The organism is Rathayibacter sp. AY1F9 (assembly GCF_002932155.1).
In the GTDB taxonomy this organism is placed as follows: domain Bacteria; phylum Actinomycetota; class Actinomycetes; order Actinomycetales; family Microbacteriaceae; genus Rathayibacter.
In genome coordinates this window covers 1-15,683 of the sequence record NZ_PSVA01000026.1, presented here as the reverse complement: position 1 = coordinate 15,683, position 15,683 = coordinate 1, and the positions used below count along the sequence as shown (strand labels likewise).

Sequence of the window (15,683 nt, the reverse complement as noted above, 5' to 3'; positions counted from 1 at the left end):
GAAAGGGTCCGGTTATCCGGTGGTGAGCGGGCCGTCGGCGTAGGCGACGTCGAAGTGCAGGTGGTTCGGGGTGTCACCGAACTGGGTGATGTGCTGATACGTGGTCGAGCGGCACTGGATCTGGCCGGCTCGAGAGCCCTGGGGCACCTGAGGGTCGAGGACGTCGAGGAGCTGGAGGGCGTTGGGGTCGCAGCCGGTTGTGGCGGTGCCGGCGAAGCTGTAAAAATCCACGGCGTTCCCGCCGCCGTTCATCCAGTGGGAGGAACCGGTGCCTGCGCCGAGCAGGCTCCCGGTGCACTGGCGGTTGAGGTCGGAGACGCCGATCTTCCCGAACGTGTTCAGGGCGATCGTGATGATCTGGAGAATGCGGACATCGATCGCGCAGTTCTCCTTGGGGGTGCCCGCAGCCATGTCGCGGATCTGCTGCGCGTAGCGGTCCTCGAGAAGGGTCAGGTTGCCAGCGTCCATGGCCACGACGAGGTTCGCTGCGAGAGCCTGCGCATCGCCGGACACGGCGACGCATCCACCGACCGGCGCCGGTGAGGCGGGCGCGGTGCCGATCGGCGTCGACGGGGCACTCACCGGTGCCACCGTCGTCGTCGCGGTCGTGCTGCTGCCGAGGCCGATGAGGTAGGTCATGATCGCCACGGCGTCGGCGCGGTACTTCGTGTAGTGGTTCGGGTCGGCGTTGCGCTGCACCCTGTTGATCGCGATGGACGGCTCCATCGCCTGCCAGCCCTCGACAGCCACGAGGCGGTCGTAGAAGAAGCCCGCCGAGGTCGTCGGGTCCATGCGCTGCTCGACGGTGCCCCAGCTCGACTGCTGCTGGAACAGGCCGATCGAGTCAGCGACCGAACCGTCCGGGTTGATCGCTCCGTCCCCGTAGTTGATGTTCACCAGAGAGGACTCCCCGATCGCCGTCTGCACGCCGAGCGTCTGCCCATCGGCGCCGAGGCCCTTCGCGGCGCCCGCGTTGACGATCAGCGCAGCGTTCACGAGCTGGTCGTGCCCGTAGGCCCCGACCTTCGCGTCCGCGGGGATCGCGGACACGTTCACCGGTCCGCCGCCAGGCAGGCATGCTGCGGCCGCATCCTCAGCGGCGCCGAAGAACAGCAGCCACAACAGCAGTGCAATCGCGAGAAGCGGTGCCAGGACCGCCGCGAGAACCCCCATTCCCCCCTTCGCCACCGGGCTACTCCGACGCCAAGGGGGTGATCTGCTCGACAGCCCACGGACCGGTCTCGACGGTGCGGTGGACGTACACGGAGTACTCCCCCGCATCCGTGGGAACCCGGATCCGCATCGTGAAGGCGCCGTCCCCGTCCCGGACCGACGCGGCACCAATGACGGTCGTGCAGGGCACGTTGGCAGGGTCGACCGTTTCGTAGGCGACCGCCGCTTGCTGGCTGAGGAACGGGTACAGCTCAGCGATCCACGTGTCGTAATCCAGGGAGGGCCGGCAGAACGCCGTGACAGCGGCCGTGGCGGTCGCAAGAGTGTCGGCCTCGACACTCGGAGCCGGAGCCGGCTCGGCGTCGACCGGCGCCGCCTCGGTCGCTGATGCGGCCGGCGCCGGCGAACCCTCGGCGGCATCAGAACTGGTCGAGACGGCCGGCGTCTGAGCTTGCGAGTTCTCAGCAGTCGGAGGGGCAGCGGGTGGTGAGCAGGCCGAGAGGAGTCCTGCGATCGAAACGGACACCCCAAGCAGCCATGCGCGTGCGCACCGCTCGCTTACGGTCCGCTGGTGAACTGCACTCAAGTTGTGCCCCCTGCGAGATGAGCAGGAGCGACAGCCACCCCCACACCTCGAAGATATCACTTTTTGGGGTCATGATTGCATGAGTTGACATCCGGAACTCAGCCGGTGCAGTCTTACTTGCGCATCGATACCCGAAGATGTCTCGGCGGGGACCCCATACGCCATGATGTTGTGATGACCTCCGAGCCCGGCACCCCCGATGTGCCTGCCTTGCCACCGGAGGTTCTGTTGACTCAAGCCGTTCTGGCGAAGAAAAACGGCGAAGTCATCCGCGCATTGTGGGGCGAAACCGGAATGTACTTCGGAGATTTAAAACGTTCCGTCGATATGACCGACGCATCGCTCTCGCGCTGTCTCTCAACGCTCGAAAGTGCCGGTATCGTCCGCGTGAGTACTCATCTTCCACCCGGTGGACGTCGCGGGGTATCGGTCATGTACTCGATAGACACCGAGCGATTCGATGAAGTACTCGACGGCTTCACATCGTGGATCAAAAGCAGTCACACGCCCTAGCACATTTATTCCGCTTCAAGCTCCGCAAGGATGCGTTCCATTGCCGCCTCTGCTTCGGGTGAAATCTCCCCGATAGAGCGCATTTCTCTTCGGACTCGATTTCTCCGAAGGTCGAGGACGGCCGGCATAGCCTCTTGAAGCTGCGGCGGCACATTTTCTTCGGCCCGATAGAAAAAGGTGGAGGGGACGTCAAACAGATCGCCCAGCGCCTCGAACACGCTAATGTCCTTTGCGAGGACGTGAGAGCCGGACAGCATGTAGTGCCATTTGGTGCGAGAGAGGTCGACCCCCGCGGCCTTGACGTGTTCCTCCACCACGGCCCAGGACGGCTGACGCCCGTGCATGGTTTCGTACCGGTCGGTTGCGAGTCGCAGACGCTGCGCCAGCTCCTCCTTCGAGACGGTGATCCCACCGGGGCTCGTTGGGGTGCCCGCTCCTGACTCGGAATCAGTCATGAGGTACTCCCTGTCGTTCGTGCACGTAGGCGCGGGCTTCTTCTAACACTCTGTACTGGTCGCCAGAGAGATTCGCATGAAGTAATAGGGCGTCCTCGCACTCGGAGAGGTAGCCATACAGCTCGCTGTAATCATCATCATCACGGCCACCGTTCCGGCGTCGCGCCGCCGGAATTTGCGTCATGAGGTCCGTCCAGATCGGCCTCAGTCTGACCAGATGGTATCGCTCGCGCTGGTGCTGCTGACGAGCCCGCCACCGGTCAGTAATCGGTGCGTAGCTGAAGCCGGCCGCGAGGAAAGCCCCGCCCGCCAGCGACAGGGCCAGATCCATCCCTTTGGAGATGTGGACCGAATCTACCCAGCCCCTAGCAACGAGCAGAGTCACTAGCAGCACTCCGAAACAACCGATGGCGATCAAGTAGATAGGCAGCCGTCGATGAAAACCGAAGTGAACACGGATGTTCCTACGGCAGGCAACAAGCCCCATACTTGCTGTCGTGATGAGAGAAAGCCAAAGCACCGATTTGAACGCGAGCGCCGACGTTTCGCGGTCATAGTAGATAAGCTCGACATCGGTAATAGGCCAGCTGCTGGCCATAAAGACCGCCACCTGTAGGCACGCGCCCGTCAGACCAAGCAAGTAGACGGTGAACCGCAAGCGCGTCCGGATTTTTGTTGAAGTGGCGGAACGAATAATTATGTCATCGAAGATGATGGTTGCGACGAGTCCAGCCATGTGCATTAGCAGAACGGCCCGGTTGTGGCCGCCTACAGCCTGATCGATGACTGTGTAGAGAAGCGTGTTCTTTAGGGCAAGGAGTATCGCAAAGCCCACGCACCCTATCGTCAACAAAGGATATTTGAAGGCATTTCGTGTCGCAATTAGGGCGATGACTGGAAGAGCGCTTGCTGCAACGATGACCCACTCGAGAATCATCACCATAGCGTTCCGCCGAAACCTATGTTGCGTTGCATCGACTGGTCCAGCGCGTCAGCCGCTTGAATTTTCGCGAGGGCGTCTGCGATGGCCTCCGCTAGATCCTCCCGATCGACTCCAATCGTTACCCCCTGTTGATCGAGGAAGAACCACATCAGCACGTGTCCGTATTCATGTTGCAGGTTGTGCTTGCGGTGTAGACGCGTCGTGTCGTGGGGAATGTACATGACGTTCTTATTGCTACTTGTCCGCTGCCAGTAGCTCACCACTCCCCCGTGCAGGAGAGCGGGAGGCGTGTCACGAAACACGATGTCTCTTCCGCAAAGGTCCTCCATGTAGGCGAGCAGGCTCTCCGCGGTCAGGGGTCGCGGAAGCTTCGCAGCGAGCATCACCCTCGACACGAGGGCGCGTACCGGTTTTGACCACACGGACACATTATGGTTCATTGAACACGTACAACACTGGTCGTTAGCGGCCAGACGGGGGGTGGTTTCATGCACGCGTCGCACGCCGCACGGCTCCGTGCGCTCGCGGCTGCGCCGCGGGAGGCATGGGCCGACACCTACCGTCAGCTCGTGATGTTCGATCTGCCTCGCGACGCGCAGATCGGTCTGATGCTCAGTTACTACCGGTCCTTCGCTGTCCCGTCGATCGCTCGGACGCTTCACCGTTCAGGTGCTATCAAGTCGGAACCCAGAAAACGCTCAGTAGACACTGCGCTCATTCTCTACGAACTCATCGACGGAGAACTTCAGTCAGATCGCGCGCTCGAAATGATCGACCTACTTGTCTCGGCTCATCGCCACGTGAAAGCGCCCAGCGAAGATTTCCTCTATGTTCTCTTCAGTCTTGCAATAGTACCGATGCGGTGGATGGAGAAGCATGGGTGGCGTGAGCTGACGTCGGCGGAGCAAGTTGCAACAATCGACTTCTACGCGAATCTTGGCCGCGCAATGGGGCTCAGTAATGTTCCAGAGGACGTAGATGCCGCAAACTCCTTCTATCGCTCCTATGAGGAGGATCGGATTGCCTGGTCGCGTGAGGGGCAAGAGTTGACCGACTGGACAGTCGGAGTCATCCGCTCAACTATGCCGACGCCTGTCCGCCCCTTCGCGCGGCTGATCCTCAGCACATGGATTGGCGATAAGCGTGTGAGTCAGGCGCTGGGACTTCCTCGAACCAACGCCTTTGTCTCGGCGCTTTCCGCTGCTGCAATGAGCGTGCGGAATCGCCTCACGGCGCGCGCCCCTCGTCCCGCAAGTCCGCGATTTGTTCAAGGCGTAACGGGGTCGGCCCAGTACCCGCACGGATATTCGTTGACAGATTTGGGGGCGCATCGATGATGAGCACTAAAGCCTTTGGCCCCGGGAACGGCACTGATGCGCTTGGAGCTATTCAGACGCTTGTCGAGCCGGACATGACCCGTGTGCTGAGCTTCCTCGCGGACACGGCGGCATCGCCGGAGCTGCTGGCGCGCGCTACTCGCCTGCGGCCGTCCGCGGTGCGCCTCAAAGTCGAAGCGCTCGACCGGTTGGGGCTCCTGATCCATCTGGGCGAAGATCTCCGCGTCGACCCCAACTCGATCGCGTCGTTCGTGGTCGCCGCGCGACGCTCGCTCGACCTGTGACGGCGACACACCGGGCAGCGCGTCTCGCGATCGCTAGCGACAGCGGTATGTTTTCAGGCATGGCTACTCCCAGGCGACCTCGCGGCTCGCTCAATGACGCCGTAGCGACCGGCTGGAAGGTCGAGCGCGCGGCGAAGGACCGTTTCGATCAGCTCGCGCGTCACGCCAATGTGTCGTCGGCTGTGTTCTTCGAACGCCTGGTAGAGAGCATCGAGGTCGATTCTCGAGGGCTGCCGGTGTGGTGGACCTCCGAGACCGAGCCGAACGAGGAGTTGCCGATCACCACGACTTAACGCATTAGGCCCGCCGCTCACGCGACGGGCCTAGAAGCTCTCGCTTCACACCCTCGCTTACCAGGGCTAACAGGTGTGAAGCAGTTCCAGAAGTACCGGTTTCTCAGGCCGGGCCTTCGTCATCCCCACCCGAGGGAGGAGAAGTGACCTCATCGTAAGCCACATTGCTGTGTCTGCGCACGCCCAAAACGCCGAAGTTGACCTCTTCTCGGCGCCGTGGACGCTGACGCGCCGGCTGAGCCCCCGTGCCGCGGTGCGCACGATGCGCCCGGACGCCTACGGGCGCCTGGACGAGAACGCCTATCCGGCCGCGTTCCCCGTCTCCCCCGTCGCGCCGGCCGCGCCGTGGGCGATCTACCTCACCGATGACGCTGGAGCGTTCCGGCTGCTGTGCTTCGACTTCGACGGCAAAGACTCCCACGGCGTCGACGCCGAGCTCATGGAGCAGGCCGCGGACGACTGCGACGCGCTTTCCGCTGTCCTCGACGCCCACCAGGTCGCTCACATCGTCTGTCAGTCCTCCGGCACCGGAGGCCGCCACCTGTGGGTCGCTCTCGCGGAAGCCGCCCCAGCCGAGCAGGTGGCCCGATTGGCGATCGCCGCTCGAGCAAACTTCCGCACCCTCGATCACGGGATGCTCCGCAACCCGCGCACCGGCGCCGCCCGTCCGCCGCTCTCCCCGCACCGCGACGGCAGCTTCTCGACCGTCCTCCGAGGCCGCGCGGAGGAGCTGCTGGATACGAACGTCACCGCGGCCGCCATCGATGCCGTCACGGTCGCGCTGGAAGAGTCCCGGCCGCCGCTGCGCGTCGACGCCACTCCCCCAGTACCCACCGCCACCGCACACCAAACGCACCGGACGCTCAGCGCTGCCGGCGCCGCGCACATGGCCACGCCCGGCGGCGGCGCGAATCCCTCGTGGACCGCGTTCATGTGCCTGCTCTCCGCTGCGCACGCCGGCTGGTCTGACACCGACGTCGAGCACGCCGCCCGGACCGCTCCCGGGATGGAGCACTACCGGACCAAGAACACCGGGCGCGGCCACCGCCGGCCCCGCGCCCGCGACGAGGCTGCGGAGCGCCTGGCGCGGCAGTGGGAGAGGGCCCGCCAGTACGCGGCGCTGCACGCCGTTCTCCCGCCCGAGCGCGAACCGGGCGACCTAGCGGAGCTGGACAGCCTCGTCGGCGCCGTCAGCGCCCTCCTCGACCGGTTCCGGGTGAGCCCGGGCCGGTGGGGCAGGACCGAGCGGGCGACGTCGGAGAAGACGATCCTCACCGCCCTGGCCTACCTCACCTTGCACACCGGCAAGCGCACCGTGGCCGCGTCCATCCGCGACCTGGCCCTCCTGGCCGGCCTGGGCCGCACCACCGCGGCAAGCGCCCTGCGGACGCTGCGCGAGGACGGCTACGTGCAGCTCGTCGTCCGCGCGGACGGATCCAACGCCAGCGAATGGCGACTGTCCGAGCACTTTTCCACAGGCTCCCTGCAAAGTCCGGTCACAACCACTAATAACCCCCGCCCCCCCGGGCCGCTTTTCACCGAACGAGCCATGCTGCTCACCACGCTCGAGGCGGACCTCACGGACACTCGGCACGACCTCTTCACTCGCGCCGGCCTCGGACACCTGGCAGGCAAGGCGTACGCGCTCTTGCGCCGAGAAGGGACCCTCGCTCTCGACGCCGCAGCCACCCTGCTGGGAGTGACCACCCGCACCGCCGCCACCGCCCTCTCCCGCCTGCGCACACACCGGCTCATCGTCAAGCACACCAACGGCTGGACCCAGGCCAAGCGTGACCGCCGAACCGCCGCCGCTCGTGCGATCGGGGTCGACGGAGCGTTGACGGATCGAGCGCACCGCTACGACGTCGAGCGCGAAGTGTGGGCCTGGTGGCAAGCCGAGCTCGCGCACCGCTCCTCCTCCCCCAGGCAACGCCCGCGACGCCGACACGTGTCGAGCCGTCCCCTGTTCGAGGACAGCACCGCTGGCGAGCGCGTCTGGCCGCTCTACCCCCGCGACGCCGCCGGCCGCGGCGATCACCGCGAGGCGCTGCACTGGGGACGCACCGGCATGCTCGCCCCCGGCTCGCTCTGGTGGTCCTCGACCGCCGCATGACGTCGACCGCACGCGTTCGAACATATGTTCTACTGGCGGCGTGGGAACGAACCGACGCTACGAGCGCCACGTCGGCGCACAGATCGATCGACGCATCGAAGAGACAGCCGGCCGCGGCCACCCCATCGGCCTGACCGACGACGAGCTAGACAAGACCCGGCAGCGGCCCACCTGGGCCGCCACTCCCCTGCCCGTCTGGGCTTGGGTCCGCTACCCCGGCACCCCCGTTCGCGTTGAGGGCTTCGCTATCGCCTGGACCGCCCGAGCCGTCATGGTCGAGTGGCAGGACCGCGACGCCAGCCGCCGACTGTGGGTCTGGGCGTCCGCCGTCGAGCGACGGCCCCAGTAACCGCGCATCCCCCAAGTCAGCACGTCAGCATGTTTACATGTCAGCATGCAGACTGGTAGTCTTGTCATCATGATTACAGCGGTAGTGAACCTGAAAGGCGGGTCGGGCAAGACCTCGACCGTCATCCATCTCGCAGCAGCGCTTCGCGAGACCGGGGAGAGCGTGCTCATTGTCGACGGCGACCCGCAGGGCAGCGCGCTCGACTGGGCCAACACCCTCGGTTGGGACGCGACCGGGCTGCCTCGCAACACGATCCACAAGCAGCCCTGGTTGAGCAGCAGCCACCAGAACGTGCTCATCGACACTCCCCCGGGCGACCTGGGTATCACGACGTCAGCAGCTCGAGCCGCTGACCTGATCCTGATCCCGATCCAACCCACCAGCGGCGACTTCTCCCAGTACGCGGAGACGGTCAACCTCATCGAGCAGGTTCAAGCCCTCACGGACGCGCCGGCCTTCACCCTCCTCACCCGAGTGGTCAAGCGCACGGTCGCCGCTGGGCAGATCCGCGACGCGCTCGAACCGTTCGGCGTCCCCGTCCTGACGAGCGAGATCCCGCAGGCGCAGGCTCTCGCGATGGCGTACGGCCTGCCGATCACCGATCCTGGCCAGTACCGAAACGTGCTCGCGGAGTTGAAGGGAATCGTCAAGTGAGCGAGAACCGCTTTGCGGCCGCGGGCCGCGCAGCTCGACCGAAGAGAGCCCAGGCGGGCGAAGGCACCTTCGTGCCGCCGACCCAGCTCGCCGTGTTCTCCGTCCGACTCCCCCAGGACTCGATCCGAGCGGTGAAGATCCTGGCGGCCGAGCAGGGCGTCCCCGTACAGGTGCTCGCTGCGGAAGCCTTTCAACTCCTCCTCGCCCAGTACGAGGGACACAAAGCTGATGACAAGTAAGCATGTAATCAAGTCAACTTCCCTACATGCCTACCGGGCCGTCCGGCCCTCCCAGGCCGTCACTCGCCATCCGCGGTGACCCCGTGATTGGGAGCAGCCGGCAGACGCGGGATCGGATGACCCACGAGCTACTGCGCGTCGGCGCCGCTATCTTCCGGGGGACCTGCGCGGTGGCGGCGGCGCTGTTCGAACCCACGGCTCGGCAACTGTGGTGACGGACGTTCGAGTCCCCACAGCACGTGCTGACTTGTAGGCATGTTTACAAGTCAGCATGTCGCGGTCGACGGTGGGGGAGGGTCGGCGTTGCCGCCCCATGAGGGGTAACCCCTCACGCTCCCCGGTATCCCGTTCCGGGGCGCGAGCTGCACTCGCGCAGCAGCGACGGAGCGCCGCCCAGAGGTTCGGCCGGCTGTGCCGGCCGCTGATGTTCGCCCGTTGGGCTCACGTTTCTTTGCCGTGAAGCCTTCGGCGGCTCCCTCCGCTTCGCTGCGGTCGTAGCTACCTACGGGCTCCGTTCAAGTGGCTGCGCCACCGACTCCTCCGAGACTTTCGGCACGCGGTCGCTGCGCTCCCTTATTTCGCGCCGAAACTCTCTCCCCCCTCGCCCTGCGGATTGCACTGCGCCCTCCGGTTGCTAAGGCGGAAAACCGCCTTCCTTACCGTTATTTCCGTGGATCCGGGGCAGTTGTAGGCTCCGGAACGCGCCAGGGGTCCTGGGTATGGCTGACCGCCTTCAGCCGCCTGATGGCATGCCGTGATTAGCCGCCCGGGACCCCGCAACGGCAGGACCGCTCATTGAGAAACGCGACCAGATCGCCCCGTAAGGACATGCCGGCACGGTCGTTCACGGCGCACCGCACCCCTCAACGGAAGGACCCTGCATGCCACAACTCTGGGCCGGTATCGACGCCGGCAAGACCGAACACCACTGCGTCGTCATCGACGGCAACGGAACCAAGCTGCTCTCGCAGCGCTTCAAGAACCGAGAAACGGCGATCCTGACCCTGATGGGCGACGTCGCCTCCTTGCCGGGTGGCACCGACGTCGCGTGGGCGACGGACCTCAACCACGGCGGAACGGGGCTGCTGCAGACGCTGCTCAGCTCCCACGCGCAGCCGCTGTTCTACATCTCGGGCCGGGTCGTTCATCACGCCTCGGGCGCCTACCGAGGCGAGGCAAAGACGGACGCGAAGGACGCGGTCATCATCGCCGACCAGGCCCGGACCCGACGAGACGTGACGCTGATGCGGCAGGCCGACGACGTCACCGCGGAGCTGCGCCTGCTCTCAGCCCGGCGCGAGGACCTGGTGCACGACCGCACCCGCGCCGTAAATCGGCTACGCGCCATCCTGGTCCACTACTTCCCGTCACTCGAGGGAGCGTTCAACTACGCGACGACCAGGGGACCTCTGGTGCTGCTCACCCGGTACGCGACGCCGTCCGCGATCAGGCAGACGGGGGAGAGCCGTCTGGCGTCGTGGTTGAAGGGGCAGGGCTGTTGGAAGTCCGCGGCCGTCGCTAAGACGGCGGTGGAAGCCGCGCGCGAGCAGACCTCGGTCGTCGCGGGGGAGGATGCCGCGGCCCGGCTGGTGAGCCGGTCCGCCCGCGATCTGCTCCGCATCCGCGACGAACTCGCCGAGCTCGAGGCCGAGATCGACGCCGTTCTACAGGACAGCAGTTCTGCGGATCTGCTCGTGTCGCTCCCCGGATTCGGGCGCAGGCTCGCCGCGGACTTCCTCGCCGCAACCGGTACTGACCTCGCCGCATTCGAGACGCCCGACCGGCTGGCCAGCTTCGCGGGCCTCGCTCCCGTGCCGCGCGACTCCGGGAAGATCTCCGGCAACCACCACCGGCCACGGCGCTACGACCGGCGGCTGTTGAACGCCTGCTTCCAAGCGGCGTTCATCGCGTCGAGGAACTGCCCGGTCTCTCGCTCGTTCTACGAGCGAAAACGTGGCGAGGGCAAGTCGCACAAGCAGGCACTGATCGCACTCGCCCGACGCCGCATCAACGTCATCTGGGCAATTTTCCGCGACCAGACCAGCTATCACCCCACAGGCGCAGAGCCCGCCGCGTTCGCGTCAGGGACGATCGCAGATGGGTCGGCGGCTCGTGGTCTCGGTGCTGGCGGGAATCCGTGGGAGGGCATCGGCAACCGTCACTCGTGGTGAACCACCTCGCTGCGGGGTAATCCTGGTCAGGGATTCTGCGCGCGATCGACGCGCGCGACAATCGCGCGCAGTGCTTCGACTTCGATGCTGAGGGCGGCGGTGCCCTGAGGAGTGAGAGCGACCCAGTTCTTGGCTCGGCGGCCGTCGTAGCCCCGTCGTGTGGTGATGTGACCGGCCCTGAGTAGGACTTCGAGGTGTCGTCCAAGGTTGCCGTCGGTGAGGTCGAGGGTGGTGCGCAGGAACCGGAAGTCGGCTTCGCCGGCCTCGTGAAGGATGGTCAAAATCGCAAGACGCGTTCGTTGGTGGACGGCATCGTCCAAGGACGCGAACTCGTCGTCGGTCGACTCCTCAGCGCCTGGTGCCACGGGCACGTCCCGTCTCCTGCCGGAAAGTGTTGATACCCAGAACGACGAGGGTGATGCCGGCGATCGTGAGAACGACGCCATCGATTGACAGAGGCGTGGAACCGTAGGAAGCACCCAGGATCAACCCGCTCTCGGGGGCAGCGTCCTGCAAGAAGCTGTTGAAGAGGAAGGGGGAAACTACTGCCACCCCGAGGCCAGCAAGCCACTGGCTGCGATTTTCGAGTCGCCAACCGATCGCGAACAGGAGCACCCCGACAAGAAACGCCGGACCGACGAACTCAACAAGAAAGGCCGGACCGGCGAACATCGTGGGCAAAAACGTCAAGATCGAGATTGCGGCGATGACGGCCGCGATCGGCCCCATGCGCTCGCGCCCCATTCCCACACCTGCGTGAGCAGCAGTAGCCCTCAGCACGATCCAGAGAGCGATGCTCGTGAAGGCAGGAATCAGGAAGCCGACGGTGAACAGCGTCGAACCGGCCAGGGGCAGCAGTCCGGCTGTTACCACTCCGACGCCGGAGACGATCAGCGGAAGTGATGACACGTGCCGCGCGTCTCGGACCCGTTCTTCTAAGGGCGTGCGAGTCAGCGACATGATGCTCCGATCACTCTGTGGTGTAGAGCAACTGTACTCTGCCTTGCAGAGCGGTCGCTAGGACGTCCAGCGTCGGGACCGTTTCGAGCGGCCGCAATTCCGCGCATCAGATCGCGAACAAGCGGACGCCGACCTCAGGCCGGCGCGGTGTCGTGCGCTGCGCGAATTTTTGCCTGGAAGCCTTCGGCAGCGTACGGGCCTCCGGCGTCCACGCAAGCCGCTGCGCGGCCGGCTCCTCCGAGCTTCTCGGCACGCGGTCGCTGCGCTCCCTCCCATCGCGCCGACAACCTCTCCTCCTCCGCCCTCCGGGTTGCGCTCCCACCTCCGACCCTGCTCGGCACTACGTGCCTTCCAGGCAAAAAAACGCTGGGAGAGAAGGAAGAACGATCCGGCCAGACCACCCCCGCTGGCTTGACAAATCTGATTGAGAATCACGGCAAAAAAACGAGGGGGAGGGGCAGGGCAGGACCACCGCCCGGGACCCGACGACGAGAGGACTTCACCATGACCGACACCGCCACCACCGAACCGCAGACACCGACCCTCCCGGAGGCGGTGGCCGAGTTCGTGTCCGTGTTCTCCCACGGGGACACCGCCGACGATCTGGCCGTCCGGATGAGCTGCTGCGAGGTCGACGCGTTGGCCGGACTCCTGCGAGCATTCGGACGAGACGAGGCCGCCGACCTGTGGATCGCGGAGCACGCGACCGACGACGACGAGGGCGACGCGCACACCCCGGAAGGAGCGAAGCGATGACCGAGCAGCCGAAGGCCGACGCCGTGACGATCTATCTCGCGGCTGCGGCCGCCTACGACGAGGCGGTGACCGCGTTCCTCACCGCGGGCGCTACCTACACCGCGGCCCTCGCGAATTTCCGCGTGGCGATGACCGTCTCGCCCACTCTCTCCTGCGAGAAGGTCAACGTGATCGCGCAGATGCTCGACAAGGCCGGTGACCGCGACGCGGCCGGGTGGTGGATCCACGCGCACTGCGCCGAGGAGAAGCGCGAGGAGTTCGAAGCGCACATGGAGTTCTATCTGGAGGATTCCTCATGGCTCTGACCGTCTACTCGAAGCCCTCGTGCGTGCAGTGCACCGCGACCTACCGAGCCCTCGACGCGAAGGGCATCGAGTACACGACTGTCGACGTCACGACGAACCCCGCAGCGCTCGCCTACGTCACGGAGGAGCTGGGCTACTCCGCCGCCCCGGTGGTCGTCGCGAGCGACGAGGACCACTGGTCGGGCTTCCGCCCGGACCTCATCGAGAAGCACGCAGCGTGACCGGCCCGAACGTCGAGAGCGACGAGTACCGGGCAGGGTATCTCGCCGGGCGCGCGGACCGGCAGGGCGAGGTCGACTGGGCGGAGAACGAGGCCGATCGGTACTACCGCCTCGCCTACGGCGACGAGCGGCGTCTCCCGGCCTACGCCGTGACGCGCGCCGAGCTCGAACAGCGCAGGGCGCTGTCCGAGCCGCCCGTCGAGGTCACCCGACGCGACGCTCTCACGTCCTGGGGTATCGAGACCGAAGCACCAGAGCAGAACACCCCAAGCGCATCCCCGTCGACGTCGACGGGACGACCCGCGAACCGAACGAGCAGGAGACGACAGATGAGCACCAGGACCATCACCGGCAACCTCGCCGCCGACCCCGAGGCCGTGCAGGCGGGCCGCGTGCAGATCGTGAAGCTGCGCGTCATCGAGAACACCGGCGAATACCGCGCGGGGGAGTGGACCCCGCACGACGCCCCGACCACGCACTACGTGGAAGCGAAGTTCGAACTCGGCGAGCACGTGCTCGCCTCCCTCCACAAGGGAGACGCCGTGATCGTCGTCGGCTACGAGCGCACCGTCGCCTGGGGAGAAGGCGAAAACCGCCGCACCGGCCGCGTCCTCGAAGCCGACGCCATCGGCCCCAACCTCACCCGCGCGACCGCCGTCGTCACCACAACCACCCAGCGCGCACCCCGCCGCAGCGCCGCGGAGTAGAGCGCCCGCTCAGTTCTCGACGCGGAGCACGTAAAGGATGACGTGATCCTCCGGGATCCCTGCGCGCACTTCCGCGATCGCCGCGGCGCTCGTCGCCGCGTTGCTGCGCACCACCGTTGATGCCGATTCCGCGCGCGTCCGGTGTGCCAGCTCCCACATGCCTCCATCGTCCCATCCGGCGCCGACAGCGGCTCTCAGCTCCCAGTGGGGGAGGGCCGGCGGTGCCGTCCCGTGAGGGGCCGGCCCCTCACCCTCCCCGGTGTTCCGCTCGAGGCGCGGGGTGCGCTTCGCGCACATCGCCTGCGGCGACCGGGAGCCGCTGCGCGGCGCTGCTTCGAGGTTTTTTGTTCCTCTCCGCGGTGCAAACCTATTTCGCTCCGTCGTCTCCGTGCCACCTGTTCCGGGCGCGGTCGCAAGCTCCCTTATTTCGCCCGGAATAGGCGTCACTCCGCCGCCTCCACTCAAACGGTTCTTCCCGCCGGAGAGGCACAAAAAAACGATCAGACAAGACGAAAGCCCCGTAGTTGATCTAGAACCACGGGACCCGTCGCGTCGATCCTCGCACAGGGAGAATCGCCATGACCAGCACGACCACCGCCCGCAAGACCGCCGCCAAGAAGCGCGCACCGCGGACCACGCCGGAGGAGCGCCGCGAGCAGGCCGCCGCGCTGCACGAGAGCATCACCGAGCAGGTCGAGGCGCTGCGCGACTCCGACCAGTGGCGACGGTTCCTCTCTTTCGCGTCCTCGTTCCACCGCTACAGCCTGGGCAACCTCCTGCTGATCCTCGCTCAGCGCCCGGACGCCTCCGCCGTCGCGGGATTCCGTGCCTGGCAGGCCAAGGGCCGCCAGGTGCGCAAGGGCGAGAAGGCGATCAAGATCTTCGGCTTCGCTCAGCGCAAGATCGCCGCCGACGAGGCACCCGAGGAAGGCACCACGACCAGCACCGACGAGAAGGGGCAGAAGACCCAGACGTACTACCCGCTCGTGTCCGTGTTCGCGATCGAGCAGACCGACCTCATGGAGGGCGCCGAGGATCCCCGTGACATCGCGCAGTTGCTCACCGGGGAGCACGATCACGGCGTCATCGCGCCGCTGACGGCCGCTCTCGAGGCCGAGGGCTGGACGGTCGAGCGCCGCCCACTGCCGCAGGGAACGAACGGCTACGCCGCCCCCGAGGAGCGCACGGTCGTCGTGGATTCCAGCCTGTCGCCGGAGCAGGCCGCAAAGACCTTGATCCACGAGGCCGCGCACGTGCTGATGGGTCACGTCGATGACCTGGAGGAGTACGCGCAGCACCGAGGTCTGATGGAGACGGAAGCCGAGTCCGTCGCGTTCGTCGTCGCCGGGCTCGTCGGATTCGACACCAGCGCCTACAGCGTCGGCTACGTCGCGACGTGGAGCGACTGCAAGGCCGACACGATCCGCGAGACGGCCGCGCGGGTGCTCACCACCGCGCACCGCATCGCCGCGATCCTCGACGCCGACGACGACGAGAGCGACGACGGCGAGAGCTGAGAGGCGGCGGGCCGGCCTCCGGGCCGGCCCGTGAGGGGCGACCCCCTCACACTCTCTAATGATCTCGGCTGGCCTGGTGCCGGCTGTCAGGCTGGTTCTGGCTTGCT

Annotated in this window: 22 protein-coding genes; 14 read left to right on the top strand and 8 right to left on the bottom strand. The window is 66.0% G+C overall.

Annotated features, from left to right (window positions below; translation table 11 throughout):
• Positions 1 to 12: 12 nt before the first annotated feature.
• Complete coding sequence (locus tag C5C37_RS14415; RefSeq protein ID WP_146083198.1) at positions 13 to 1,173, bottom strand: hypothetical protein; 1,161 nt, start codon at positions 1,171 to 1,173, stop codon at positions 13 to 15.
• A 19-nt stretch (positions 1,174 to 1,192) separates the two neighbouring features.
• A complete protein-coding gene (locus C5C37_RS14410; protein ID WP_104256220.1) occupies positions 1,193 to 1,699 on the bottom strand; it encodes a hypothetical protein in 507 nt (168 codons plus the stop codon).
• Between the two features lie 234 nt (positions 1,700 to 1,933).
• Here C5C37_RS14410 and C5C37_RS17215 point away from each other — a divergent pair, with 234 nt between their 5' ends.
• Positions 1,934 to 2,272, top strand: a complete 339-nt coding sequence (locus C5C37_RS17215) for a helix-turn-helix transcriptional regulator (RefSeq protein ID WP_146083197.1) — start codon at positions 1,934 to 1,936, stop codon at positions 2,270 to 2,272.
• 5 nt (positions 2,273 to 2,277) lie between these two features.
• Here C5C37_RS17215 and C5C37_RS14405 read toward each other — a convergent pair whose 3' ends face one another.
• Genes C5C37_RS14405 through C5C37_RS17210 form a run of 3 tightly spaced genes read right to left on the bottom strand, consistent with a single transcriptional unit; the run spans position 2,278 to position 3,891 of the window.
• A complete protein-coding gene (locus C5C37_RS14405; protein WP_104256219.1) occupies positions 2,278 to 2,727 on the bottom strand; it encodes a hypothetical protein in 450 nt (149 codons plus the stop codon).
• Positions 2,720 to 3,670: a hypothetical protein gene (locus tag C5C37_RS14400; protein WP_146085239.1), complete on the bottom strand. Its 951-nt coding sequence runs from the start codon at positions 3,668 to 3,670 to the stop codon at positions 2,720 to 2,722. The genes C5C37_RS14405 and C5C37_RS14400 overlap by 8 nt, the downstream gene beginning before the upstream one ends.
• Complete coding sequence (locus C5C37_RS17210) at positions 3,664 to 3,891, bottom strand: hypothetical protein (RefSeq protein ID WP_146083195.1); 228 nt, start codon at positions 3,889 to 3,891, stop codon at positions 3,664 to 3,666. Before C5C37_RS17210 ends, C5C37_RS14400 begins: the two co-directional genes overlap by 7 nt.
• A 348-nt stretch (positions 3,892 to 4,239) precedes the next feature.
• Here C5C37_RS17210 and C5C37_RS17205 point away from each other — a divergent pair, with 348 nt between their 5' ends.
• From C5C37_RS17205 to C5C37_RS14365, 8 genes are all read left to right on the top strand, one after another.
• Entirely contained in the window at positions 4,240 to 5,007 is a 768-nt protein-coding gene (locus C5C37_RS17205) for an oxygenase MpaB family protein (RefSeq protein ID WP_146085238.1), read from the top strand.
• Between the two features lie 74 nt (positions 5,008 to 5,081).
• Positions 5,082 to 5,291, top strand: coding sequence for a hypothetical protein (locus tag C5C37_RS14390; protein ID WP_146085237.1), 210 nt, complete (start codon positions 5,082 to 5,084; stop codon positions 5,289 to 5,291).
• Between the two features lie 59 nt (positions 5,292 to 5,350).
• On the top strand, positions 5,351 to 5,584 hold the full coding sequence (locus C5C37_RS17200; RefSeq protein WP_146076972.1) for a hypothetical protein: 234 nt from the start codon (positions 5,351 to 5,353) through the stop codon (positions 5,582 to 5,584).
• 169 nt (positions 5,585 to 5,753) lie between these two features.
• Entirely contained in the window at positions 5,754 to 7,697 is a 1,944-nt protein-coding gene (locus C5C37_RS14385) for a hypothetical protein (protein WP_104256215.1), read from the top strand.
• A 40-nt stretch (positions 7,698 to 7,737) separates the two neighbouring features.
• Positions 7,738 to 8,046, top strand: coding sequence for a hypothetical protein (locus C5C37_RS14380; protein ID WP_104256214.1), 309 nt, complete (start codon positions 7,738 to 7,740; stop codon positions 8,044 to 8,046).
• A 45-nt stretch (positions 8,047 to 8,091) separates the two neighbouring features.
• Complete coding sequence (locus C5C37_RS14375; RefSeq protein ID WP_104256213.1) at positions 8,092 to 8,700, top strand: AAA family ATPase; 609 nt, start codon at positions 8,092 to 8,094, stop codon at positions 8,698 to 8,700.
• Positions 8,697 to 8,939: a ribbon-helix-helix domain-containing protein gene (locus C5C37_RS14370; RefSeq protein WP_104256212.1), complete on the top strand. Its 243-nt coding sequence runs from the start codon at positions 8,697 to 8,699 to the stop codon at positions 8,937 to 8,939. The genes C5C37_RS14375 and C5C37_RS14370 overlap by 4 nt, the downstream gene beginning before the upstream one ends.
• Before the next feature lie 881 nt (positions 8,940 to 9,820).
• Entirely contained in the window at positions 9,821 to 11,110 is a 1,290-nt protein-coding gene (locus C5C37_RS14365) for an IS110 family transposase (RefSeq protein WP_258074146.1), read from the top strand.
• 26 nt (positions 11,111 to 11,136) lie between these two features.
• On the opposite strand, the gene C5C37_RS14360 is transcribed toward C5C37_RS14365, so the two are convergent.
• Positions 11,137 to 11,481, bottom strand: coding sequence for a transcriptional regulator (locus C5C37_RS14360; RefSeq protein WP_258059507.1), 345 nt, complete (start codon positions 11,479 to 11,481; stop codon positions 11,137 to 11,139).
• On the bottom strand, positions 11,459 to 12,070 hold the full coding sequence (locus tag C5C37_RS17195) for a hypothetical protein (protein WP_146084343.1): 612 nt from the start codon (positions 12,068 to 12,070) through the stop codon (positions 11,459 to 11,461). The genes C5C37_RS14360 and C5C37_RS17195 overlap by 23 nt, the downstream gene beginning before the upstream one ends.
• A 504-nt stretch (positions 12,071 to 12,574) precedes the next feature.
• Between C5C37_RS17195 and C5C37_RS14355 the strand changes: the two genes are divergently transcribed.
• From C5C37_RS14355 to C5C37_RS14340, 4 genes are read left to right on the top strand one after another with little or no spacing between them, the layout of a single operon-like run.
• Entirely contained in the window at positions 12,575 to 12,826 is a 252-nt protein-coding gene (locus C5C37_RS14355) for a hypothetical protein (protein WP_104224211.1), read from the top strand.
• The gene (locus C5C37_RS14350; RefSeq protein WP_104224210.1) at positions 12,823 to 13,131 is read left to right on the top strand and encodes a hypothetical protein; all 309 of its coding nucleotides are present in this window, start codon (positions 12,823 to 12,825) and stop codon (positions 13,129 to 13,131) included. Before C5C37_RS14355 ends, C5C37_RS14350 begins: the two co-directional genes overlap by 4 nt.
• Positions 13,122 to 13,352, top strand: a complete 231-nt coding sequence (gene nrdH, locus C5C37_RS14345) for a glutaredoxin-like protein NrdH (RefSeq protein WP_104224209.1) — start codon at positions 13,122 to 13,124, stop codon at positions 13,350 to 13,352. The genes C5C37_RS14350 and nrdH overlap by 10 nt, the downstream gene beginning before the upstream one ends.
• Complete coding sequence (locus tag C5C37_RS14340) at positions 13,349 to 14,059, top strand: single-stranded DNA-binding protein (RefSeq protein WP_104339148.1); 711 nt, start codon at positions 13,349 to 13,351, stop codon at positions 14,057 to 14,059. Before nrdH ends, C5C37_RS14340 begins: the two co-directional genes overlap by 4 nt.
• 9 nt (positions 14,060 to 14,068) lie before the next feature.
• Here the strand turns inward: C5C37_RS14340 and C5C37_RS17630 are convergent, their stop codons facing one another.
• On the bottom strand, positions 14,069 to 14,218 hold the full coding sequence (locus tag C5C37_RS17630) for a hypothetical protein (protein WP_181127432.1): 150 nt from the start codon (positions 14,216 to 14,218) through the stop codon (positions 14,069 to 14,071).
• Between the two features lie 419 nt (positions 14,219 to 14,637).
• On the opposite strand from C5C37_RS17630, the gene C5C37_RS14335 reads away from it, so the two are divergent.
• Positions 14,638 to 15,576, top strand: coding sequence for an ArdC-like ssDNA-binding domain-containing protein (locus C5C37_RS14335; RefSeq protein ID WP_104339147.1), 939 nt, complete (start codon positions 14,638 to 14,640; stop codon positions 15,574 to 15,576).
• Positions 15,577 to 15,683: the final 107 nt, after the last annotated feature.